The following is a 23,900-nucleotide window of genomic DNA, read 5'->3' as shown; positions in this document are numbered from 1 at the left end:
AGCTTCGCGTTTCACAAGGGTGTTAGCTGGCAAGTAGCGCATCTAGCTTGGCACTGCGCTCCAAAGCATACAATTCGTCGCAACCACCAACATGAGTATCACCTACCCAAATTTGCGGGACAGTGCGCTGACCGCTGCGCTTGGCCAGGTCACTCCGTAAATCGTTGCGCCCGTCGACAGGGATCTCGTCAAAGGCCACACCTTTGCTGCTCAGCAATTGTTTGGCGCGCACACAAAATGGACAAAATCGCGTAGTGTAGATTGTAACTTGAGCCATTCTTACCTCGTTTATACCATTTTCGCTGTTGCTAAACACGGCTTCGTAAAAGAGCGACCGTCTTTATTTTTTAACAAGCGGCATCTGCATAATTTGCCACTCAGAAATACCACCTTTTAAGCGATTAACCTGGGTGTAGCCGAGTGAACCGAGCTTTTTCCCGGCGGCGCCAGAGTGCTGGCCCATTTTGCATACCAATACCAGCGGTTTATCTTTGTCGGCCTTGTCGGCGATTTCTTTCTCGAGCTTAGCAAAGGGCAGATTGATGGAACCTAAAATATGACCCTTGCTATATTCAGCTTTGTCGCGCAAATCGATAACCAGCGCTTCCTGCTGATTCACCAAATTCACCATTTGCTGAGGCGTAAGACTCTTACCTGCGCGGCGTTGCTCATGGAAACTCAATAACAACAGGCAAGAAATTAATGCCGATACCAGAATCCATTGTTCAGCAACAAAGGGGATTAATTTATCCATGAAAACGTCTCATTAGCCTTGTGCGTCGCACAATTCGCGAAAAAAGCGAGAGTATACACTGCCAAGCGGTATTTCTCACCCACCTCGCATAGCCTCAACTCAGCGAAAAAGCTACAATACCGAGCTATTCCCCATCGTCCTGAAGCGAACATATTTATGGCCAACACCCTAGCAAAAAAACCTGTCGTACTTGTCATCCTCGACGGCTTTGGCTACCGCGAAGACCCTAAAGACAACGCCATCTTCCACGCCAAAACGCCAAACTGGGATCGCCTCTGGCTGAACGCGCCCCACACACTTATTTCCGGTTCAGGCCTAGATGTCGGTCTACCCGACGGCCAAATGGGCAACTCCGAAGTTGGCCATATGAGCCTCGGCGCTGGCCGCGTGGTTTACCAGAGTATCACCCGCATCGACAAGGCCATTAGCGACGGCGACTTTTTCAGCAATCCGGTTTACACACACGCAGTAGATAAAGCAGTGCAAGCAAATAAAGCGGTGCACATCCTCGGCCTACTCTCATCTGGCGGCGTTCACAGCCACGAAGATCATATACTGGCAATGATCGAGCTGGCCGCCCAGCGCGGCGCCAAGCAAGTCTATGTACACGCCTTCCTCGACGGCCGCGACACGCCGCCGCGCAGCGCGCTAGGACCACTGCAAAAACTCGACGCCAAATTTACCGAACTTGCTTGCGGCCGCACCGCCACACTGATTGGCCGTTATTTCGCGATGGACCGCGACAATCGCTGGGACCGCGTTGAAAAAGCCTACGACTTGCTGACCAGCGGCAGCGGCGAATACCAATACAGCAACACGGCCGACGCCCTGCAAGCAGCCTATGATCGCGACGAAAATGATGAATTTGTCAGCGCCTCCATTATTCAGCACGAAGGTGAAGCTGACGCCAAAATTAGCGACGGCGACAGCGTAATATTTATGAACTTCCGCGCGGACCGCGCACGCGAAATCACCCGCGCCTTTGTCGACAAGGGCTTCGACGGCTTTGAGCGCAAAGCTCATCCAGCCCTCGCCGATTTTGTGACAACAACAGAATACGCCGACAGCATCCCCGCCAGTGTCGCTTACCCACCCAGCACCATGCACAACAGCTTTGGCGAGGTAATGGAAAAACAGGGCAAAACCCAGTTGCGAATTGCGGAAACCGAGAAGTATGCGCACGTAACATTTTTCTTTAGCGGCGGCCGCGAAGCACTGTATAAAGGCGAAGATCGCAAACTCATCGCGTCTCCCGACGTAGCCACCTACGACTTACAGCCAGAAATGAGCGCACCCGAGCTCACCGACCAACTCGTTGCAGCAATTCACAGTGGCGACTACGACACCATCATCTGCAACTACGCCAACGGCGATATGGTTGGCCATACTGGTGTCTTTGAAGCTGCCGTCAAAGCCGTTGAAGCACTGGATATTTGCATCAAACGAGTTTCAGATGCGGTACTGGAAGTCGGCGGCCACTGCCTGATTACAGCCGACCACGGCAACTGCGAGCAAATGGTCGACTATGACGCGGGCCAAGCCCACACCCAGCACACCACAGAGTTAGTACCGTTGGTGTACGTTGGCAATAAACAGCAGCGACTATTGGAAAAGGGCGGCAAGCTTGCCGATATCGCACCAACGATGCTAGCACTCATGGACGTAGAACAACCTACGGACATGACTGGCGTCAACTTGCTTCGCGACGCCTGAAGCCGCGCGCAGTGCTCACTCACCTAAGGTTCAGCCACTTTGTACTGGGCACTTTATTGCTGGGCACATTGCTGCTGACTGGCACAGCCGTCGCCGACGGCGAAGCCACCAAGCAGCAACTGCGCGAATTAAACCAAAAAATTGGCAGCCTCAAAAAAGCGATTACGAGCCAGCAAGGCGAGCGCAGCAGCGCTGCCAAAGCCCTGCAAAGTATCGAAAAAGACATAGGCCGCACCGCCGCAAAACTTCACCGCATCACGCAAAAATCTGAGCAGCAGCAACGCAAACTAACCGAGCTAGAAGTTCGCCAACGTCAATTGCGTGAACAACAACAAAATCAAAAAGCCCTTATTGCCGAACACGTGCGCAGCGCTTACGCCCTGGGTAAAGAAAGTCAGATAAAGATGCTACTCAATCAAGAAAACCCCGAAAGACTCAGCCGCACACTGACCTATTTCGACTATTTTAACCGCGCGCGCAGTGACGAACTGAGCAAATACCGCGACACCCTCAATGATTTAGAAAAAATCAAACCCGCGATTAGCGCCGAGGCAGACGCCCTAGCAATCAGCCGCCGCGAACTAGAACAGCAACAACAAACCTTACTCGTACAAAAACAGCAGCGCGCAAAAGTATTGGCCAATATCGACGGCGAGATATCAAACAAAACCATCTCACTAAGCTCACTCGACAAACAACGTAAAGACCTCGAGAGCATACTCCAAGCGGTTGAGCGCGAAGTGACAAATATCGCAATGCCCGCCAATTACAAACCCTTTAAAGATTTGCGCGGTAAAATGCCATGGCCTATCAATGGCAAACAAATGAATCGCTACGGTGCGTCGCGGCAAGGCAGCGCCGTTACTTGGCAGGGCATACAACTTAGCGGCAATGAAGGTGATGCCGTTAAGGCCATCCACAATGGTCGTGTTGTCTTTGCCGACTGGCTCCGCGGTGCCGGCCTACTGATTATTGTTGACCACGGCGGCGACTACCTCAGCCTTTACGCACACAACCAAAGCCTATTGCGCAGCGAGGGCGACTGGGTGCGCGGCGGCGAAGGCATTGCGACTGTCGGGAATAGCGGCGGCCAACGACAGGCGGGATTGTATTTTGAAATCCGTTACAAAGGGCGGCCCACCGACCCCCGCAGCTGGTGCCAATAACGCATCGGCAGCATTCACCCCAAAAGCAAGATACAATAAGTTTCGTTTCAAGGACGTTCTGGGAATTCATTTATGCCTGACATGTTTCGTCACACATTTTCCGCGCTGCTAATTCTGCTGCTCGCCACACCTACTGCGCTTCTCGCCAGTGATGACAGCGACACAGAGCAATCGGAACAGCTCGCCGAAGACGGCAGCCAAGGCCAGCTCCCCCTTCAGGCACTGCGTAATTTCGCCGATGTTTTTAATCAGATCCGCCTCAGCTACGTGGAAGAGGTCGACGATAAAACACTGTTAGAAAATGCTATTCGCGGCATGCTCAGTGGCCTCGACCCCCACTCTGACTACCTTGATGCCAGCTCCTTTGAAGATCTGCAAAACCACACCACGGGTGAATTTGGCGGCCTGGGCATTGAGGTAGGCATGGAAAACGGCTTTATTAAAGTCGTTACCCCAATCGACGACACCCCAGCCCAGCGCGCGGGTATTCAGCCTGGTGACCTCATCATTCAAATCGACAACAAACCAATTAAAGGCATGAACCTGCAAGAAGCCGTGACGCTGATGCGCGGTCCGGCGGGCAGTAAAATTGTACTCACCATCTTACGCAGCGGTGTCAACGCGCCCTTTGACGTAAAGCTAAAGCGCGACGTTATTACCGTGGCTAGTGTCCGCGGCGAAATGCTTCAGCCCGGCTACGGCTATATTCGCATCTCTCAATTTCAGAGTCGCACCGGCCAAGACTTAAAGAAAGAACTCGCCACACTTAAAGCCGGCCGCGTCGCACTTAAGGGCTTAATCCTAGATTTGCGCAATAACCCCGGCGGCTTGCTGCAAGCCTCAGTTCAAGTGGTAGATGAATTTATCAACGACGGCTTAATTGTCTACACCGAAGGCCGCCTCCCCAATGCCTATAGCCGCTTTATGGCCAGCGCCAAAAACCCCGCCGATGACACCCCAATGGTGGTATTAATTAATGGCGGCTCAGCGTCGGCCTCCGAAATTGTTGCTGGCGCCCTGCAAGATCATCAGCGCGCCCTCATTGTCGGCACCCAAAGCTTTGGCAAAGGCTCGGTGCAAACAGTATTGCCGCTGTCGGAAGAGAGCGCTATTAAACTCACCACCGCCCGTTACTACACACCGAGTGGCCGGTCTATTCAGGCCCAAGGCATTATTCCTGACATAGTGGTAGAGAAAGCCCGGTTTGAAGCATTGACTGCCGGCATTCAAGTAACTGAAGCTGACCTGGCTGGCCACCTTGGTCGTGGCGATGGCGCAGAAAGCGACAGCAAAAGCCGCAAGCAAGATAAGAAAGACAAAAACGACAGCAGCGAGTTAGCCGCCAATGACAATCAGCTCTATGAAGCGCTGAATTTACTGAAAGGCTTGCACATTATGTCTAGCGCCAAAAAGGCGGTAGCAGAAAGCGATGCCAAAACCGGCACCACAACAGAGTAAGCGCTAAAAATAGCAGCATAAAAAAACGGGCCGCAAGGCCCGTTTTTTTATAAGCGGACTTCTATTCCCCGCGCCGCCATATAGGCCTTGGCCTCTGGCACAGTGAACTCGCCAAAATGGAATATGCTGGCAGCCAATACCGCGTCAGCGCGCCCTTCAATAATCCCCTCCACCATGTGATCAAGATTACCTACGCCGCCGGAGGCAATAACCGGTACCGCGACTGCGTCGGATATCGCCCGCGTTAAGCCCAGGTCGTAGCCAGCCTTAGTTCCATCGCCATCCATACTCGTTAACAGCACCTCACCGGCGCCGTTATTGACCATTTTTATCGCCCATTCCACGGCGTTAATACCGGTGGGTTTGCGCCCCCCGTGGGTAAAGATTTCCCAACGGGGACGACCATCTGCTTCGTCCGCTACCCGCTTGGCATCAATAGCAATAACAATACATTGCGAGCCAAAGCGATCAGCCGCTTCCTTCACAAAATCGGGACGGTGAATTGCCGCCGAGTTAATTCCCACCTTATCGGCACCGGCATTAAGCATGGCGCGAATATCTTTGATCTCGCGAATGCCACCGCCAACCGTAAGCGGAATAAAAACCTCTGCAGCAATTTGCTCAACGATATGCGCGGTGGTTTCCCGGCCTTCATGGGTGGCGGTAATATCTAAAAAGGTAATTTCATCAGCGCCCTGTTCGTTATAGCGCTTGGCTACCTCAACAGGATCACCCGCATCGCGAATGCCAACAAAATTTACGCCTTTCACCACGCGACCTTTGTCGACGTCTAGGCAGGGAATAATACGTTTAGCCAGAGCCATTATGCTGTCCTGTTCCGGTGTTTAAGCCTTGCCGTCGCAATAGCTTTGAGCTTCGCGCAAATCGAGTTGACCTTCGTATATAGCGCGGCCAGTAATGGCGCCTAGAATACCCGCATCAGCCACCGCTTGCAGTGCACGGATATCATCCATATTCGTCACGCCGCCAGAGGCAATCACCGGCAGGCCAGAAGCCTTGGCCATGGCAACAGTCGCGTCAATGTTCACGCCCTGCATCATGCCGTCGCGGGCGATATCGGTATAAACAATAGAGTCGACGCCATCTTGCTCAAAGCGCTTAGCCAACTCAGTGGCCAGCAACGTAGATACTTCTGCCCAACCATCGGTCGCCACCAAGCCGTCTTTGGCATCTAGACCAACAATCACTGAGCCGGGAAAGGCCTTGCATGCCTCTGCAACAAACTTAGGCTCTTTAACTGCTTTGGTGCCGATAATCACGTAATTCACACCGGCATCCAAATACTGCTCAATGGTATGCAAAGAGCGAATACCACCGCCAATTTGAATCGGCAGGTTTGGGTAGGCTTTGGCAATGGCGCTAACTGCTTCGCCATTCATGGGTTTGCCTTCAAAAGCACCATTAAGATCGACCAAATGCAGACGACGGCAGCCTTCTTTCACCCAGCGCGCAGCCATTTCAACGGGATCGCTACCGTAAACAGTCGCATCATCCATTTCGCCCTGACGCAGGCGCACGCAATGGCCGTCTTTTAAATCAATCGCGGGAATAATCAGCATAGTAAAACCTTAATTTTAGTCAGTCACTGGAAAGAAGGCCGCAGGGCGATCCCAGCTCAAAAAATTGCTCAGCAGACGCAGTCCCATATCACCGCTTTTTTCAGGGTGAAACTGCACAGCAAATACATTATCGCAGGCCAGCGCCGCGTGCACTTGCACGCCGTAATCGCAGCTACCCGCCACAAATTCTGGCGCATCGACGTAATAGCTATGCACAAAATAGAAACGGCTAGCGTCGGGAATACCGGCCCACAGCGGGTGCTCAATGGCCTGGCTAACGTTATTCCAACCCATGTGCGGGACTTTAAGACGACCGCCAGCAGCATCGCGCAGATCACTACCAAAGAATTTAACGGCGCCCGGCAATACATCTAAGCATTCAACGCCGCCATTCTCTTCACTGGTTTCCAACAAAGCCTGCATGCCCAAGCAAATACCCAATAATGGCTTTTGCGCCGCCACTTCCTGAATCACTTCGTCTAAGCCGCGAGCTTTGAGTTCAGCCATGCAATCACGAATCGCACCCACACCGGGGAAAATCACCCGATCAGCACTTAAAATAGTTTCTGGGCAATCAGTGACCATGACCTTAACGCCATCGCCAACCTTCTCGAGGGCACTGGCCACCGAGTGCAAATTACCCATGCCGTAATCGATTACGGCAACGGAAGACTTACTCATATTGAAAAATCCTAGAGACTACCCTTGGTAGACGGCGTAATTCCCGCCATCCGCTCATCTGGCTGCAAAGCCATGCGCAGAGCACGGCCAAAGGCTTTAAACACTGTCTCGGCCTGATGGTGGGTATTTTTACCACGCAAATTATCGATATGCAGGGTCACTTTGGCGTGATTAACAAAGCCGTGGAAAAACTCAGAGAACAAATCCACATCAAAGCCGCCCACACTACCACGGGTATAAGGCACGTGATATTCCAGCCCGGCGCGACCAGAGAAGTCGATAACCACGCGCGACAGAGCCTCGTCTAAAGGCACGTATGCGTGACCATAGCGAGTAATACCTTTTTTGTCGCCAACCGCCTCCGCAAAGGCTTGCCCCATGGTAATGCCGATGTCTTCAACGGTGTGATGAGCGTCAATGTGTAAATCACCCACCGCGTGAACGTCTAGATCAATTAGACCGTGACGGGAAATTTGGTCCATCATATGATCAAGAAAGGGAACCCCAGTCTCAAAATGGGATTTACCTGTGCCATCAAGGTTTACGGTCACAGTAATCTGCGTTTCAAGGGTGTTACGGCTGATCGTAGCTTTGCGCTCGTTCATCGACGCCTCGTCGGTTATTTGCTTACAATAGCGTATTATAAAAAATCCCGAACCTTATTACACCAAGCAGAAGCGTCATAAATGCCCGTATACGCAGAAATCATCACTAAACCAGACCCGCAAGACAGCAATGATCTGGAAATCCTCTACCCCAACACCAGCACCAAGCTGGTGGCGCAGGCGGCAGCAGGCAAAATAATTCTCTTTGGCGGCCGCTTTAATGGTCGCCTATTGTCGGCCTGCACTCTTACGCCGATATATGACGGAGATTATCAATTAGCCCAACTCTCGGTGCGCGAAGTTACGCGCCGACGAGGGGTTGCACGGCAGTTAATCATTCAGGCCATGAAACAACTGCCCGATGACCTGCAGTCAATTTCCGCCGACTTAAGCCACGCGCCGGAACTCATCAATCTGTTTTCAGAGCTGGGTTTCACCGCCACCCACAACTTTTGGCAGTGGCAACGCCCAACAGCATGAGCAAACAGCTGTTTAGCGAGCAATTGCTGCAATGGTTTGATATTGCCGGCCGCAAAGACCTGCCCTGGCAACAAGACATCAGCCCCTATCGGGTCTGGGTCTCAGAAATCATGCTGCAACAAACCCAGGTCAGCACCGTAATCCCTTATTACCTCAGGTTTATGGCGCGCTTCCCCGACATTGCCAGCCTTGCGCTCGCGCCTAATGATGAAGTCCTCGCGCTGTGGACGGGACTGGGTTACTACGCCCGCGCCCGCAACCTGCACAAAGCCGCCAAAATGATTTGTGAAGACTTCGGTGGCGTATTTCCCGGCGACCCCGAGACTATTCAAACCCTACCCGGCATAGGCCGCTCCACCGCTGCTGCCATTTACTCTATTGCTATTGGCGGCCGCGCACCGATTCTCGACGGCAATGTAAAGCGGGTACTAAGCCGCTACGCCGCCATCGACGGCTGGCCCGGTATCAAAGACATAGAAAGCCAGTTATGGCTACTCGCCGAAGACCTTACCCCTAAAAAGAGAGTAGCCGACTACACCCAAGCTATTATGGATCTCGGTGCTACTCTCTGCACCCGTAGCAAGCCCAAATGCCCGGAGTGCCCAGTACAATCTGGCTGCGAAGCCTACGCCGCAGGAACCCAGACCAATTACCCCGGCAAAAAGCCAAAGAAGGCGACCCCAGTCCGCGAGATTCACCTGCTCATTATTGAAAACGCTGCCGGTGAAATTCTGCTAGAACAGCGGCCCAACAGCGGTATCTGGGGCGGCCTCTGGAGCCTGCCCGAAGCCGTCGACTTTGATACCGCCGCCCACTACCTAAAAAATACCCTAAACGCCAAAGGCCAAATTCAGGCTTGGCCAAATATGCGCCACACTTTCAGCCATTTTCATCTGGATATCACCCCGCTACACATCAAACTAAAGGCCGATATCAGCACGATCATGGAACCCCGCGAGATGCTCTGGTATAAGGGGCACAGCAATCAGCAAGTCGGCTTGGCGGCACCCGTCAAAAAATTGCTCGACGCCGTATTCAGCCAAGATTTACTAAGGAAACACAGCGCATGACCCGCACCGTATTCTGCAAAAAATACCAGCAAGACCTCGAAGGCTTAGACAAGGCACCCTATCCCGGACCAAAAGGTCAGGACATCTTCGAAAACGTCTCCAAAAAAGCATGGGAAGAATGGCACGCCCACCAAACCATGCTCATAAATGAAAAACACCTGAGCATGATGGATCCCGCCTCGCGGAAGTTCCTGCAAGCCGAAATGGAAAAGTTCTTCTCAGGCGAAGAATACGAAAAAGCGGAAGGCTACGTGCCCCCCAGCGAATAAGTCATTGTTTTTGGGGCTTGACTCACTGATTAGGAACGGGTTTAATACGCGCCTTCTGAGAAGCAGCCAAAGCTCTCAAATATGCCCAGATAGCTCAGTCGGTAGAGCAGAGGATTGAAAATCCTCGTGTCGGCGGTTCGATTCCGTCTCTGGGCACCATTTTCATAAAAACCCTTATATTACAACAGCTTAAGGGATTAAAAAATCTGATGTGTAGCACTCAATTGCATAGTGTGTGTAGCACTGATTCGTATAAATAACCGCCTTTATTCTCCCATATTTGTTTGCCTAAACGCGACCCTCAAACTCACTGTGCGTGGGAATATATTTTTCGATTAATCCGGCATACCGCACCGACAAAGAGAGCCCCCTGCAGATTCACCACTATTCTTGCATTTGGGTACGCTGCCCTTAGGTATTAACGCCATTCACAGACAAAACCCCAACCGCTTACCCCACCCCAAATAACCAGCTCAGCTTTTCGGTCTCCGATGAACGAATTACCAAACTGACTGCACTAACCCTTTAACCGTCAACCACTTCGCCTTCCTCGACTATCTTCTCAAAATATGGATATGGCGAAAAATCAAAATTTTCGTCCAACTCAAGCGCCCTCTTAATTAACTTAGGGTGGTCAATGGATGCGAGTCCACGCCGATACACTTGAGTGTTTGCCTCGATTTTCCCCAGAAGATAATTGATTGCTACCAATGAAAATAAATGGATACGCGACTGAAGGGCATCACGGAAGCGACTATCCGCCTCATCGAAGCTCTTACTTACAGCGTAATATGCACCGACTGCTTTACAAAACATTTCCTGCCACTCCTCCGAATCATTAATCTGGAGCAGAGCATCCCACTGGCCCTCTTTAAAAACTGGATATTCTTCGCTTTCGATCCATTCAATCAAATCTTCAAAATGCTTGCTAAGACTGCCTTTAACAAACCAACCGAGTGTCTTCCCTGCCGAATCAGATTCAATACAGTGCTGAACTTTCAGCCGAGCATCTTCACTCAAAGCCCCGTATAAATCGTGATTCTGAGACAAGTAAAAAACTAGATACGCAACCGGCGAGCCATTACCCGCTATGTTGCTGTAGTAGTCTTTTTCCCCATCAATAAACTGGCGAAGTCTTCCAATATTTCTTTGGCCTATTACATCAAGCACTTGAAGATTAATTTTCCTGTTTTTCCCGCAATCTTCATTTTCGAGTTTAAAGACGAATTTCCATAATGAGCGATATATCTGTAGCTCCACATCAGATGTTAACCGGTTTAAATATCGGCTCTCCACATACCGTTTAACCTTCTTAGCAGTGTTTAATGCTTCAGTATTATCGGAAACATCGGCGATCAACTCGTCAAATATCTTCTGCGTATAAAATGGGGGTTTGATCAAAAGTCCTTCTAGGGTATTCCTCAATAACGCCCTTACCGTCTCTTTATTTGGTGTATGCAGCTCGCTTTCATTATTAAGCACTGGATGGGCAGATAAATGACGCTGCTTTTGTAAATATCGCAAATTCTCATACTCAGCCCCATCGATGAGGTTTGTTTTTCCATATACATCATCTACCAATTTAATTTCCCAAGCTGAAGATTTTGGATCACTATTTTGCAATGCAGTAAGCTCAGTTAATATTACGCTGGCGGAAGCATCCTCATACAAATCCACTAAGTGCTGCAACTTGTAAACAATATCGCAGACTGCTACCGACCAAAGCATCACGATAGACGACCTGTAATTTTCATTTTGATACGACGACAGCACTTCTGCGAAATACTCCTTCGTCTTGCCAAAGTGTATGCGTTCAGATATTTTTTCTAGGGAAAATTCCATCTAACCTATACTCCTAGCATGTGAAGTTAACACCTTAGAATTGTGATCTTTTTAACTTACGAAAGCCTTTGCAACCATATAACTGGAAAACATCAGAAGCCTAATATCTGCCACGCGGCCAACCGCCACCGCATCGCATTTAAACGCCACACACTCAGTGTGATTTTCACCAAGCCCCTCAGGGATATCGCGGTAGTGACTTTTGATTTTAACTTACTATTGACCCAGGATTTTTATTTTAAAATAATCAACTGGACTTAATGCTTGCTATTTTTCAATTAAATACTTTCAGGAAGATATCCTACCCAGCCCATCTTGAAAAGATTTTTCAAAAAATTCTCGAAATTTAACAGCGCCTGCCAAAGGCGCATACCCAACGGCCGTAGGAAGCGCATTAAATTCATTTGATAACTTTTTCCAAGCAGCCTTGTTATTATTCAGTCTTTCATAAGCTCTTTACCTAGCGAGCGATGGCTATTTATTATTACTCTGAGCGCATTTTTCTGATAGTCATTATATGACTCCATCTGCCCATCAAAATATTTATTGATTGCTGCACTAACGCACTTAAAATAACTGTGCGCGATATTACTTTCACCTTGATCTATATAGTAGCCTGTTGCATTTGATAAAACAGATACCGCTAATATTTGGCTACCAACTTTTAAAACCTCTCTATCACCAACATTTGTCGATACGTTATCAACAATTTGTTTTACATCATGTTCCAAGACATCAGCGTCCTGATCTTTCATGAGGTCCATTATGACCTGGACAGAATATGATTTTAATTTTTCAATACTGCTCTCTGACGGAGCACCGATGCCACCTGCCAATACCTGCTCTCCGTAGTGAAAAATTCCTTTCTCAAGTGACGTCATGTTTTCAAAGGGGCCTAACTTTTCTTTTAGTACTCCGGCCATAACCGACAACTTGAGAATTGTGGCTCTATCGTCAGCCGAACTAGTTTCACTAATCATGCTGCAAATTGAATAGAAAGCCATTATATTTTCTTTAGGATTGGGGCCATCATGAAACATACCGCTAGAAATATTCCCCCTCAACTCCCCCAAGCATTCTTCAGCAAGGCTATATGCATTAAAACCTGGCCCGATATTTTTTTGCAGTATTGGCACAACCCTACGTAAGTATTCATCTTTTCTACGCTTCATCTTGAGAAAACCGAGCATACTAATAATCCTTTTTGGTGGCGCTAAACCTTAGAGATCGTGACTACCGTCGGACCAAAATCATTAATTTTATTTTTATCGTATTTAAGTTTAGTAATATCTAAGTATTCCATTACTTCAGAACGAGTTAGATTATTTGCACCGTAACTTTTAAAAGCATATTGAATCCAATTTCCATTTTCTTTTTTTGATCGAACAATGAATCCTTGGCGAACAAACCAAGCCCCGGGAGACTGATAATCTGAGTCATCCAAATTATTAAATACGCCCAAATTAACACCGTATTTTAAAGGGACATTTAGTTCCGCTTTTATTACCGAAGCTGGGACAGACTTAGTTAGGGTAATCCTATGTACTTCCTTCCCTTCACGGAGTATGTACTTCTCGTCACTGACTCTCTCTTGCTCCATTATTTTATCTAGAGCAACGTCAATGATATCGTGATCTTGACAATCGTATATTCCAAATATTTCACGAATTTTTTCCAAATCACTCATAACGTTTCCGATTCCCTATTAAACTCAGCAGTTTTATTCAATAGACTTGCGCCACATATCACTCTCGGCTCTTTATCAAAGCGAAAATGAAACGGCTAAAATATAGTTCGATGAAACCAGAGGGTAGCTTGCCTTTCCAATATCGTACCGACGGCAAAATGAAGACTCGTTCCTTGTTTTTATTCCATGCATTCCTTGCTCCTGACCTCATACCCGCAGAGATATAAATCAATTGCTTACACAGTACCACACCGAGCCAAGGGGAACGCGGGTCAATTGTTAAACACGAATCTCAAACTCACTATACGCCGCCTGCGTATCTGCCTCAGTTAATCCGATATATCTCATCGTAATAGCTGGATGGGAGTGATTGAGGACCTTACAAACTCGCTCAATACTTGCTCCCTGAGAATGCATCACCCAGCCCAAGGTCTTTCTCATGCTATGCGTACCCAACTGCACCCCTACCATCTCGCCAATTTCTGCAAAGGCCTTTGAAACAGCTGACCGGCTCAAGGGTTTATTCTTAGCTCGGTTGCTATCAACTTGAAAAAGGTAGGTGTGGTCGGGGGTGGCCACTAAGCGCTTATTCACAATGGCAATGGCAGTGTTATTCAGTGTGATCTTACGATTCTTATTGGTTTTACCTTCTTTCAGCTCTAGCACACCGGATTTGGCCTGCTCTAGGGTCAAAGGTAGTAAATCAGATATCCGCAAACCGACATTAACGCCGAATACCCACAAATCGGCATAGATATCGCCTTTATGCTTTTTTAATAAGCGGGCGACATCGCGCACTTCATCTAAGCTTTTAACCGCATCGACAGTAGCCACACCTATTCCTCATTTCAATAATTTAATTCGCAAAACGAGGAATAGATGCTAGCAGAAAGACTACAATTCAGCAATGGCGAGGGATTCCTAATCTACAAAATAGTATTTTGTGGATTAGGAATTCAGGACCACAATCCTTTAACTTCCGTCTACCTGCAACGACCGGCACCATGGCCGACATATCAAGCGAGCATTTTTACCCAAGCGATACATTCTCACCGACGTAACGGCTCCCTCAGCGAACACCTTCCCGACTTTTGCACCAACAGCTTCAGCCCCGAGACTCGCAGCACCCTCGCCGTCATCTAGTAACAAAAAATCAGTTAAAGAATCAAACGATTGCCCAACTAGTGCCGCAATAAACGCACTATTCAAGCAATACGCTAATAAGCGAATCGAGGAGACCCCCGTGTTCGGCACGCCGTATACCTCGGCAACACCACGAACCAATCGCAACGCCCGCCACATCACAAAAAGAGAATCCAATGCAGGGTGCGGAATTGCAGCCACACCCATTCCAGTCGTTAACACTGACTGCTTTATCAATTTACTGGCCTGTTGATCTAAGTTCGCAAGAATCACATTATCAAACAGGTCAAGGTAGTCCCGAGCATTTTCTCTAGTTGAGCTGGCCCCATGGAACTCAGCAACAATATCAGGACTGTGCTTCGCTATTTCTCCTAATATTGGCTCTAAAGTATCCTTTGCGAGAATAAAATCATTTTTCTCCCATGCCGCCACCAAGTGACTGCCTGTGAGGGCCGAGCTACCTATTAACTTCCACGCACGCACCTCGGTGAAAACGCCGTATATCAATGCGACACAGAGACTTAACAGCAATACCCCTACCACGAGACCCAAAAAATGATTTTGCAGAGTAATGCCGTGTAGAAAAATAACTCCACCAACAAAAGCCCAAGTAAGCAGAAATGCCAGCCCCAAATAGAAAGAAAGCTTCCAAACAGGAAAATTGCGGGTCTCTACTTCAGATACTGCCACCGCCTGATTGACACCCTTACTCTCCAAAGAAACAGTTTCATCTGTCACCAGACCGTGAGGCCGACGAACCGGCTCACTCTTCGTAGTCTTCGCACTACCAATATTACCTTCATCATCTAGCGCGACAGCTTCATCACTGACCACCCCCGGCGCTCGGCCTCTATCCGTCATGCGAAGTCATCTCCAATCAGAAATTCAAGCACCCTACCCAGATTTATAGCAGGAAACCCTTCATAAAGCGCATCGGTCATAAGCTCATGCATCGGCTGAAATTCGTAAAACTCAAAATCGACTTCCCCCCAATGAGGCGGAAAATCTAAAGGAACACCACCGGGGTCATATTGATTAGGCTGAGCCGCCCCCTTTGGCAATCCAAAAAGAACTTCCCTTACAGGAGGCTTCGTCGTCTTTCTATCTTCCGTAACCTTGATAGACGAGATTGCCATAACCTCGTGCTTCAATGAGCTAGCGCGAAGTTCATTCTGATCGTCTAAATGTGAAAGCATCCGCCTCATCGTTTGCTCGATATTAGCCCTATCGCCACGCGTCACATGGTCGCACTTAGTAGCTGCAAACAATACGTGCGAGGTGGCACCTCCAACTAACCAAGACAAGCCCCCCCCCTTACCATAATTGAACGACTTTAGCGTTTCACTCAAGGACTCCGTCATTTCATTAAAAACTGGTTCACCAAGCTGAATAGCTCTGAGCAAGTCGATTAAGACAATCTGACGATCAATTTTTGAAAAATGTTTTTTATAGAAAGGCTTTATCACCTTACTTTTATAATCTTTGAATCGCGCCTCCATACCGACCCAGAGTCCGCTCCCCGCCAGCCGTTCAGGCAGCGGCACTAATCTAAGGATGGGCGAATTCCTTAATGCATCAGGCCGCAAAAGTCGTCCGGGCTGATTTAAGACATACCCACTATCTATAGAGACCTGTAGATATTCTCTCCACAAGTCAGCGAGGTCTTCCGCCACTTCTTCGTCAAAGGCCGCACCAATACCAATGGCATCAACATGATCAAAATATTTCAAAACCCATTCTTTTCTTGCACCACACTCTGCCGCCGCCAACATATTCCGTGACCATTCTTCATAGCTCAAATCAAGCATTGGCAGATCGATCAACCATTCGCCGGGGAAATCGATCAACTCAATTTGCATTTTTCTTGGTCGCTTGATAAATGATTTCCGAGGCGAAAACTCAACCTCAACAACAATGCGAGATATCCCCTCTGTCGCCGTCGGCCATTTCGACGAACTTCCTACTAAACTTTCTCTTACCTTTCTAAAAGGGAACTGTGGAAGATCGGTATTCAGATCGCTCTTTACTTGAGCTGAAATAAACTGACCTCGCTCAACCGGAGAAAACCGCGCAAGTGGCCCTTGCCCCTTACGCTCGCTCCATGCATCTGATGTGAGAAGAGCTTGAATAAGAGACCCTATAAAAACCGTCTTTCCTGAACGCGAAAATCCAGTTACACCAATTGATATTTTCTTTGTCAAAACCCGAACCTCTGAATATAAATTACAATACTGCTAACGAATTAAGCACAAACGACCATTTAAGTTATGCAGGAGACTCACTGCCTCTCAATCTAAGATTTCGGACTAAAGAAATTCCCATGAAAATGAACTGCACCATGACAATCGCAGTTGTGATTAAGGCACCAACCAACCAAACCAGCTTTTGAAATAACCGACTAAATACCTTTACAACCTTTTCGCCGCCTACCCGAACCATCAATACCGTTTTATCACCAAACCCAATACTAGCCCTTTTTACGGCCTGCAATGAATCATCGCTATCAACCCTTTTAATCAAAAACATCGCATTTCTAGTGCCGCCAGATTTAGATTGAATAACACCTAAGTCATAAAAAAAACCTGTTACACGTTCGAAGTGCAAGCTATCGCCAATACCTGCCGACAATCTTCGAATACCAACTGGTGTAAATTCGGCTTTTATTAATTGAGAAGTAAGCAAATCAAAATCCACAGCTTCGCTTACTTTAGACGTAAGCAATCGGCTGAATCCAGAAGACTTTTTAGCAGTTTTTTTCGAGGCTTGCTTAGCTACCGCCTTGGCAAGAGAAACACCACCATCGACAACAGGCGTCGAAAATGTCGTAACTAGACCGATCGCAGCCAAGCCCGCGACAAGCTTATTTAGCTCTTCACCTTTTGAAACCCGATACCCTTCATGCGCTAAATCGCGAACATCACCAATTACGAAAAAATCACTGGCGATTGTCACTGTTGTTGATACAGGACTATCCATTTCGCCGTAAGCCAAACCTCGCGCAGCATGCGCTGGCGCCATTTTAGCCTTGTAAAAAAATGTCGATCTTCTAGCAATCTCTTGATCCCACTGAGAACTATGTGGGTATCCAAATTCCTTGTTCATTTCAATAAAGGTATTTGCGTCGTCCAGCCGATCTTCTTGAATAGCTAGCTCGATCTCCTGCCGCAACAATTCCTCCGAACGCTCCCACCATACAACAAGCGTCGCAAACTTCTTACCCAAATATATGCTGGTAAATTCGGTAGCATAGGCCGCCCACATGCCGAAAGTGCTTACCAGCGTCAAAATTAAAACAATCCTTTTTATGTATAGCAAACTGAACCTCACTGTTCAGAAAACAATCAAACTGGCTTCCGTTCGGATTTAAAAATTAGTGTATCCCTATCTAACTATTTCAATCGCCTCAAAATATCCATATCAGAAATAGCTCAAACAGCGCTACACCTCCACAAACAAATACTCCCTCCACCCTGTCATTACCTTTACCCAATAGCCACCACCCGGGGATGCATCCCCAGCAAAAACCCAAAAAAACACTTAAGGGTAAAAGCCAAATAGAGAGCATTGAGAAATGAATATAAAACGCCGATAAACCGACGCCGACTGAAAAGCATAAATACCAAAAACGCTTCCTGCTCTCAGCTTCTTCAATTATTTTTTTATTCTCCGCACAAACCCTCGCCCTCTCATCCTTTTCTCGCGCAACTCTCTCTTCATCTTGCGCCCGTTCAAGCTCCTCTCGCCGACGCTCCGCTAGCTTTTCCTCTTTCTTCTCATGTAGCCATGCACCAATCAATTTGTTTGCACGATACTGGACATATAAAGACTTAGCTCGGGCATTACTACCCTCCGAATCCGAATAAGCTCTTGCCCAAGTAGCCTCATCCAAACGCTCTTTCTTGAGTTCATCCATCGCACGAACATACGCTTCGTCTTTAAAACTCATACAAATCTACCCTTTACTCTGGCCGACCGACAGCGATTGAAAATAACCTTGAAAATTGGAACCAGTATTATCATCAACGCCCATGGCGATATTCTTTAAGAACTTTGTCGTAATTCTGAACCGATTGAAGAAAGCGGTTGTTTAATAGCTAACTCCAATTTAACCATCGCATCAGTCATAAATTGGATCATTGAATCCCATTGATCTTTATCGAAAATATTTGCTGGCATCGACGCCTTAATCCTACTGGCGCGCTTTTCATCCAATCTCTCCCACCCCAGCGCACCACCGAACCTGCTCTCAATTTCAGCCTTCAAATCAAACAATTTGTCATAAATCGTCTTATTTTCAATTTTTTCACCGCGATCTATATATAACTCTGCTTGGCAATATGACTTAGTAATTACAAAATTGAATGTTACGCCCCGCACACCGGAACCCGCGCCAACCCAATGATAAATACCAGGGCTAATATTCTGGTATAAATTGGAGCTGCTTGCATTCATCGCAGGTATCAACTTCGACCAAAACTCTTTGCGTACAATATGGCGATTCTTTTGCTGAGTTTGCGACTCAATATCGTCCTGTGCTTTTTCCGCCATACCGATCATAAAGTCCTCGGCATCCTGAGTAGGGATTATCTGTTCTACATTAAGAAATAGCTCATCCCCCATTGCATAGGGTGTCGCACGGAAGCATTGGAGCCGAATTTTAAAATTCATTAGCCACAACACCGTGCTGGTGACTTCCTTTCTAAATTTAGCAGCGATCAATATAATCCGCTGAGTCACACCTTTATTTAAAACTAGCTCATCGTAGTCCTGACCATCAAGAAAATCAGAGATACTATCTTCCGCACGAATATTGGACGAATTGGAATCAAGGTACTGTTGGTAAATTTTGGTGATATTCGCTTTAGATAACCCAGAACAATATGAGGCATATTTCAAAGCTTGCCACGTAACATCGCGACCTGAGTCATCGAGCTTATTCTCAATAATGACCAATGCACCCTGCTTATCTAAGGCCAGTAGATCAAGCCGTTCTTGAGTGCTATCAAACCCATTGAATTCTTTTTGGATAATCAGCAGGTCTTCACCCAATACATCAGGCTGCTTGGCAATCCACTCTTGCAAATTATCTCTTTCCCGAAATCCTAATGAGGCAAAAGACTTCTGTTCAAGTCGCTGTATCGTATTCGAAGGTTTATCAATTCTGTACATAACGTAACTTCCATTTACTTTTTATCAAAAAGAACCTTATATACATCAACATCTTTTTGGCGACATATCTGAGCATCACAATCTACACACTGCCAATGAGCGTCCCACAACAAACCCGGATCGCACCCGCCTAATACAATCTTGCCCGCCTGAAGGTCAGCCTCCATTTTTTCATCAAAAGCAGGCATGCCATAAAAGATTTGGGCGATGCGCTTCCCGCCGCATTTCGGGCATTTCCTAGGTTTCCGTTCTGAAACGTACTCAAACTCCACTACCAGCCACCCAAGCTGGGTTCGTTATGTTTCAGCCAATCCTTATTAACCCCATAATCCGGCATCACCCGCCCAACTTCCTTCCAAAACGCTACCGAATGATCATGTCGCTTCAAGTGGCAAAGCTCATGTACCACCACATAGTCCACGCAGCGGTTTGGAGCCATCATTACCCGCCAGTTGAACTCTAACCGACCTTTTACTGTGCAACTGCCCCAGCGTGATTTAAAGGTCTTGATTCGCACATCGGTAGGCTCAACACCCACTATCGGAGCATAACGTTCAACCTTTTCACGCAACTTCTGCTCTGCCTGTCGTTTATACCAGCGTATTAAGGCATTACGGATCATATGGGGTTGATCCTTACCTTTGGGAACCGTAACCACCAACCGTCCCTTGAGTAAACGTACAGGCTGGAATGCACCCTCTTCGACCTTCAGGCGGTAATTACGGCCTAGATATGAAAAGGCTTCGCCAGATACAAACTGCTTTTCACTAGCGGGTTGTGCTTCGCGATGCAGCGCAATCTTTTCTTTGATCCACGTTCGTTTGGTTTTTAGCAGTTCATCGATTCTACTAAGGGCTAAGTTAGTTGGCACCACAACTGATACCGCGCCTTCTTCAACGCGTATATCTGCGGTTTTACGCCGCTCCGTACGAATGATCTCCGCAATGAAACCATTGCCTTCGCGGTATTCAGATTTTACTGCTGCCATCACCGCCTTGACCCGCCAAACCGCGTTTGTGCCAATTCCAAAAACCGCTCCTGAACCACCTTCACAATAGCTGGCTCACCATAGGAACAATCCAATATCGCCCGCTTGATCTCTTTCTTCATTCGCTTCACTTCATCATTCTTTTGGAAGAAATCAACGATCTGGGTGGCTTCATCAAACATTTCCACCAATGACTGACTGGTGGCTTTTATCTCTTCATGCTCTTCATCGCCCACCACGCCATCGCTACTGTGTGCGCTCACCTCAGCCATCAAGATGTTATAGAAGGCGTATTCAGTTTCAGTAAGCCCTAGGTCGTCTGCTGCCTGCTTATGTTCGGTTTCAATGTTGGAAACCAATTCCAATAGCAACTCCAACTGCTGATCCCACTTACCCTTGGTTTTTTCGATGATGTCCCGTAACCGTAAGCTCAGGGATTTGTAGTATTCAGGGTCTTCATCCAAGTTGACGGTAATGTGGTGCTTGATCGCGCTTTCAATTTCAGACGCACGAGATTCCGGTGATTTAACCTTCTCTACCGATTCTTTAAAGTTTGCCGCCATGAGATCAACGGGTGGAATTTTGGGGTCTACACCCGTGCTGATGATGTGGTCTTCCACCAGCTTGCGTACCTTTTCACCGGCATCTTTGATGTTAAGTCCAGGATCACGGTAACGGTTGCGGGCGGCATTCTGTACTTTGCCCCATAGCTTCAAATCTGGCACAAAGGGCTTGGCTGCCACATCAGGCAAGATCACATCCATTTGTTTGGCGAAACGTTTGAATGCCAGCTCAAACTGCTGGCGGATGTCTTCGTCTTTCAGGAATAGAACGTAATCATCAATATCATCACCCTTCACCGAGGCAAAGACATGTGCAACGCGGGTATGGGTCGCTTTAAGCTTGGGTATTTCGTCCTTCAGTGAATGATAGGTGCCAGCCACATCATCACTGCTGAACATATCAAGTGCTTCAGTCAGGTGAGTGGATAAACCATGGTAATCCACGACAAAACCGGCTTGTTTGCCCTTATACGTCCGGTTCACCCGTGCAATGGCTTGCATCAAGGTGTGATCTTTCAGGCTGCGGTCGATGTACATGACCTGCGCTATTGGCGCATCAAATCCGGTCAGCAGCATGTCCTTCACGATAAGGAAGGCGGTGGGGTCTTCTTTTTCTTTATCAGTCCCCAGCGGCTTGGTGAAGTTCTTGATGACCTGCTTCTGATGGGCACCATTGGTATACGGCGCGTACATCGGTTCATCGTTGTGCTTACCGGATATAATGACTTCCGAGGGTGGCGCACCGAGATCATCCAACGTTTTCTTAAATAGGGTCGCCGCATAACGGCTACCCACGACGATCATGCCCTTGAAGCCATTGGGCTGGATATGTTCGCGATAATGCTTCAGCAGGTCGATACAGACCCAGCGAATACGGGCAGGAGCTTCACGCACCGCACGCTCAACACCGTGCTTCTTTTTGATCTCACGCTTTTCGTCATCGCTGTAGCTTTTGAAGTATTCTTCAAATAGTGCATCCAGTGATTCACCCACTACATCACTTTGTACTTCCCGACCTTCGTAGATAATACGAACCGTAGCCCCATCCTCTACCGCCTCATTGATCTTGTACTGATCGATATAGCCACCAAAAGCTTGATCCATCTTCTGGTTTTTTAGCAGCGGTGTGCCTGTAAAACCGACTTTAGGGGCATTGGGCAAAGCCGCATTGATCGTCGCAGCCAAATTACCAAACTGGGTACGGTGAGCTTCATCCGCCAATACAATGATCTTATCGCTGGGGTTTAGGTCTTTAAAGTCGCCGTCTGCTTCCGCATCCTGAAACTTCTGCACCATGGCGGTGACAATATCGGATGATTCACGACTTAACAGGGTTTTGAGTTCTGACACCGAACCGGCGTTATAAACCGTTTCATTCTGGGCATCGCGGAAGGTATTGGATAACTGCGCATCAAGTTGAGTACGGTCGGTGACAAACACCAATTTGTATTTCTGCAACTCAGGATCACGGCGCATCTTCACCGCCAGCATCACCATTGTCAGCGACTTACCAGACCCTTGGGTATGCCACACTACCCCTGACTTCTCTTTGCGGTCTTTGCCGACTTTAAGGCGCTCTATGACCTTGTTAACCGCACGATACTGCTGATAGCGGGCAACCTTTTTGATCAAGCGACTATCAACGGCTTCATATATGGTGAAATTCTGAATGAGGTCTAAGAAGTTGTAAGGGCTGAACATCCCCGCTATCAGTCGTTGCTGAGATGTGACTGTGCTAATCTTTTCAAATTCACCGGCATAACAAACCGGTGAAGCCATTTCTCTGACTTCATTCTCACCAGAAAATAAAGATGAACCACTGATCTCAGCATCGGTGAAGGGATACGCGTCCTTCCAATCGCCATAGTGCTGGGCACTGGAACTGATAGTGCCGACCTTGGCTTGATCCCGACAGGTACTGACCATTAGTTGGTTGTACCAGAATAGCTTTTGCGCTCCTTCATCAGTTTCGGGATAGCGTAGATTGGCATAGCGGCGAAGCTGATTTACCCCTTCACCGATGGCATCCGACACATAGGGTGATTTGCATTCAATAACAGCCAACGGCAAGCCATTCACGAAACACAAAATGTCGGGAATGATGTTTTGGTTAACACCTTCTATCTTGAACTGGCTGGTGCACAAGAAGTCATTATTGGCTAGGTTATCAAAATCAATAATTTTGACCGTCTGCCCTTTGCGTCCTTTGCCCAAGTCCTGCTCAACAGACAGGTAATTAACCAACATCTGATAGATGGAATGATTGTATTCCATCAAGCCAACATGCTGCGGATGAGTGATCTCACGCATGACCTTGCGCAGATTCTCTTCACTGATCCATGGATTGAGCTTACGCATCGCAACTTCAAGGCGGTTCACCAACACCACCTCATTCATGCGCGTACGTTCAGTTGAAGAGCCATCAGCCAATAAATAGCCAGGGGACAGCTCAGTACCAGCCACATACGCCCAGCCCAACTTAACCAACTGATCTATCGCGGGTTGCTCTACTTTATCGAGTTCATCCTTAAACATGATTTTTGTTTTTCCATCAATAGTTGTTTGTACAGTTTTTTCCACGATGCTGGTGGCGCATGACAATAGTTATTTTTTTCCACAAATGCACAAACGCCAACCATGCTGTGCTTAGCACAAATGTCGGGGTTGGAATGCCTACAAGCTATCGTTACTGATTCTGTTTCGCCGCCCAACAAAGGTCTTTTGTGGTTATT

The 23,900-nt window shown here is 47.8% G+C and carries 24 protein-coding genes and 1 tRNA gene; 7 read left to right on the top strand and 18 right to left on the bottom strand.

Translation table 11 applies throughout. The features are described from left to right. Positions 1-22 precede the first annotated feature (22 nt). The gene (gene grxC, locus ABD836_RS18645) at positions 23-277 is read right to left on the bottom strand and encodes a glutaredoxin 3 (RefSeq protein ID WP_344938895.1); all 255 of its coding nucleotides are present in this window, start codon (positions 275-277) and stop codon (positions 23-25) included. 63 nt (positions 278-340) lie between these two features. Then, positions 341-754 carry a rhodanese-like domain-containing protein gene (locus ABD836_RS18640; protein WP_344938892.1) on the bottom strand — a complete coding sequence of 138 codons (414 nt, stop codon included), beginning with the start codon at positions 752-754 and terminating at the stop codon, positions 341-343. A 156-nt stretch (positions 755-910) separates the two neighbouring features. Here ABD836_RS18640 and gpmM point away from each other — a divergent pair, with 156 nt between their 5' ends. From gpmM to ABD836_RS18625, 3 genes are all read left to right on the top strand, one after another. After that, positions 911-2,467 carry a 2,3-bisphosphoglycerate-independent phosphoglycerate mutase gene (gene gpmM, locus ABD836_RS18635; protein WP_344938888.1) on the top strand — a complete coding sequence of 519 codons (1,557 nt, stop codon included), beginning with the start codon at positions 911-913 and terminating at the stop codon, positions 2,465-2,467. Between the two features lie 56 nt (positions 2,468-2,523). Then, complete coding sequence (locus ABD836_RS18630; RefSeq protein ID WP_344938886.1) at positions 2,524-3,633, top strand: murein hydrolase activator EnvC family protein; 1,110 nt, start codon at positions 2,524-2,526, stop codon at positions 3,631-3,633. A 72-nt stretch (positions 3,634-3,705) separates the two neighbouring features. Continuing rightward, positions 3,706-5,091: a S41 family peptidase gene (locus tag ABD836_RS18625; protein ID WP_344938884.1), complete on the top strand. Its 1,386-nt coding sequence runs from the start codon at positions 3,706-3,708 to the stop codon at positions 5,089-5,091. Positions 5,092-5,138: 47 nt separating this feature from the next. Here ABD836_RS18625 and hisF read toward each other — a convergent pair whose 3' ends face one another. Genes hisF through hisB form a run of 4 tightly spaced genes read right to left on the bottom strand, consistent with a single transcriptional unit; the run spans position 5,139 to position 7,957 of the window. Then, the gene (hisF, locus tag ABD836_RS18620; RefSeq protein WP_344938882.1) at positions 5,139-5,915 is read right to left on the bottom strand and encodes an imidazole glycerol phosphate synthase subunit HisF; all 777 of its coding nucleotides are present in this window, start codon (positions 5,913-5,915) and stop codon (positions 5,139-5,141) included. A 21-nt stretch (positions 5,916-5,936) separates the two neighbouring features. Then, positions 5,937-6,671 carry a 1-(5-phosphoribosyl)-5-[(5-phosphoribosylamino)methylideneamino]imidazole-4-carboxamide isomerase gene (gene hisA / locus ABD836_RS18615; protein WP_344938880.1) on the bottom strand — a complete coding sequence of 245 codons (735 nt, stop codon included), beginning with the start codon at positions 6,669-6,671 and terminating at the stop codon, positions 5,937-5,939. Positions 6,672-6,686: 15 nt separating this feature from the next. Then, positions 6,687-7,352, bottom strand: a complete 666-nt coding sequence (gene hisH / locus ABD836_RS18610) for an imidazole glycerol phosphate synthase subunit HisH (protein ID WP_344938879.1) — start codon at positions 7,350-7,352, stop codon at positions 6,687-6,689. Between the two features lie 11 nt (positions 7,353-7,363). After that, positions 7,364-7,957, bottom strand: a complete 594-nt coding sequence (gene hisB / locus ABD836_RS18605) for an imidazoleglycerol-phosphate dehydratase HisB (RefSeq protein ID WP_344938877.1) — start codon at positions 7,955-7,957, stop codon at positions 7,364-7,366. 81 nt (positions 7,958-8,038) lie between these two features. Between hisB and ABD836_RS18600 the strand changes: the two genes are divergently transcribed. From ABD836_RS18600 to ABD836_RS18585, 4 genes are all read left to right on the top strand, one after another. Further along, on the top strand, positions 8,039-8,437 hold the full coding sequence (locus ABD836_RS18600) for an acetyl-CoA sensor PanZ family protein (RefSeq protein WP_344938875.1): 399 nt from the start codon (positions 8,039-8,041) through the stop codon (positions 8,435-8,437). After that, positions 8,434-9,507, top strand: a complete 1,074-nt coding sequence (gene mutY / locus ABD836_RS18595) for an A/G-specific adenine glycosylase (RefSeq protein ID WP_344938873.1) — start codon at positions 8,434-8,436, stop codon at positions 9,505-9,507. The genes ABD836_RS18600 and mutY overlap by 4 nt, the downstream gene beginning before the upstream one ends. Then, entirely contained in the window at positions 9,504-9,776 is a 273-nt protein-coding gene (locus ABD836_RS18590) for an oxidative damage protection protein (RefSeq protein WP_184462513.1), read from the top strand. The genes mutY and ABD836_RS18590 overlap by 4 nt, the downstream gene beginning before the upstream one ends. An 83-nt stretch (positions 9,777-9,859) precedes the next feature. After that, positions 9,860-9,935, top strand: a tRNA-Phe gene (locus ABD836_RS18585). A 366-nt stretch (positions 9,936-10,301) separates the two neighbouring features. Here ABD836_RS18585 and ABD836_RS18580 read toward each other — a convergent pair. The 12 genes from ABD836_RS18580 to ABD836_RS18525 all read right to left on the bottom strand — a co-directional run bounded on the left by ABD836_RS18580 (position 10,302) and on the right by ABD836_RS18525 (position 23,703). Next, positions 10,302-11,618, bottom strand: a complete 1,317-nt coding sequence (locus ABD836_RS18580; protein ID WP_344938870.1) for a hypothetical protein — start codon at positions 11,616-11,618, stop codon at positions 10,302-10,304. A 437-nt stretch (positions 11,619-12,055) separates the two neighbouring features. Next, complete coding sequence (locus ABD836_RS18575) at positions 12,056-12,808, bottom strand: hypothetical protein (protein WP_344938868.1); 753 nt, start codon at positions 12,806-12,808, stop codon at positions 12,056-12,058. 23 nt (positions 12,809-12,831) lie between these two features. Beyond that, the gene (locus tag ABD836_RS18570) at positions 12,832-13,305 is read right to left on the bottom strand and encodes a hypothetical protein (RefSeq protein ID WP_344938866.1); all 474 of its coding nucleotides are present in this window, start codon (positions 13,303-13,305) and stop codon (positions 12,832-12,834) included. 279 nt (positions 13,306-13,584) lie between these two features. After that, positions 13,585-14,139 carry a tyrosine-type recombinase/integrase gene (locus ABD836_RS18565; protein WP_344938864.1) on the bottom strand — a complete coding sequence of 185 codons (555 nt, stop codon included), beginning with the start codon at positions 14,137-14,139 and terminating at the stop codon, positions 13,585-13,587. Between the two features lie 138 nt (positions 14,140-14,277). After that, on the bottom strand, positions 14,278-15,309 hold the full coding sequence (locus ABD836_RS18560) for a YcjF family protein (protein ID WP_344938862.1): 1,032 nt from the start codon (positions 15,307-15,309) through the stop codon (positions 14,278-14,280). Continuing rightward, on the bottom strand, positions 15,306-16,649 hold the full coding sequence (locus ABD836_RS18555; protein ID WP_344938860.1) for a YcjX family protein: 1,344 nt from the start codon (positions 16,647-16,649) through the stop codon (positions 15,306-15,308). Before ABD836_RS18555 ends, ABD836_RS18560 begins: the two co-directional genes overlap by 4 nt. Positions 16,650-16,713: 64 nt before the next feature. Further along, the gene (locus ABD836_RS18550; protein WP_344938858.1) at positions 16,714-17,733 is read right to left on the bottom strand and encodes a hypothetical protein; all 1,020 of its coding nucleotides are present in this window, start codon (positions 17,731-17,733) and stop codon (positions 16,714-16,716) included. A gap of 118 nt (positions 17,734-17,851) precedes the next feature. Continuing rightward, positions 17,852-18,394 (bottom strand): hypothetical protein, encoded by a 543-nt coding sequence (locus tag ABD836_RS18545; protein WP_344938856.1) that lies wholly within the window; start codon positions 18,392-18,394, stop codon positions 17,852-17,854. A 95-nt stretch (positions 18,395-18,489) separates the two neighbouring features. Further along, complete coding sequence (locus tag ABD836_RS18540) at positions 18,490-19,617, bottom strand: DUF4268 domain-containing protein (RefSeq protein ID WP_344938854.1); 1,128 nt, start codon at positions 19,615-19,617, stop codon at positions 18,490-18,492. Between the two features lie 14 nt (positions 19,618-19,631). After that, on the bottom strand, positions 19,632-19,889 hold the full coding sequence (locus ABD836_RS18535) for a hypothetical protein (protein ID WP_344938851.1): 258 nt from the start codon (positions 19,887-19,889) through the stop codon (positions 19,632-19,634). Further along, entirely contained in the window at positions 19,889-20,605 is a 717-nt protein-coding gene (locus ABD836_RS18530; RefSeq protein ID WP_344938849.1) for a M48 family metallopeptidase, read from the bottom strand. The genes ABD836_RS18535 and ABD836_RS18530 overlap by 1 nt, the downstream gene beginning before the upstream one ends. After that, the gene (locus ABD836_RS18525) at positions 20,605-23,703 is read right to left on the bottom strand and encodes a type I restriction endonuclease subunit R (RefSeq protein ID WP_344938847.1); all 3,099 of its coding nucleotides are present in this window, start codon (positions 23,701-23,703) and stop codon (positions 20,605-20,607) included. The genes ABD836_RS18530 and ABD836_RS18525 overlap by 1 nt, the downstream gene beginning before the upstream one ends. Positions 23,704-23,900 lie beyond the last annotated feature (197 nt).

The sequence above is a fragment of the Zhongshania borealis genome (assembly GCF_039539625.1).
Classification (GTDB): domain Bacteria; phylum Pseudomonadota; class Gammaproteobacteria; order Pseudomonadales; family Spongiibacteraceae; genus Spongiibacter; species Spongiibacter borealis.
Note: the sequence above shows the minus strand (reverse complement) of the source record. Positions and strands in the feature narration are given on the sequence as shown.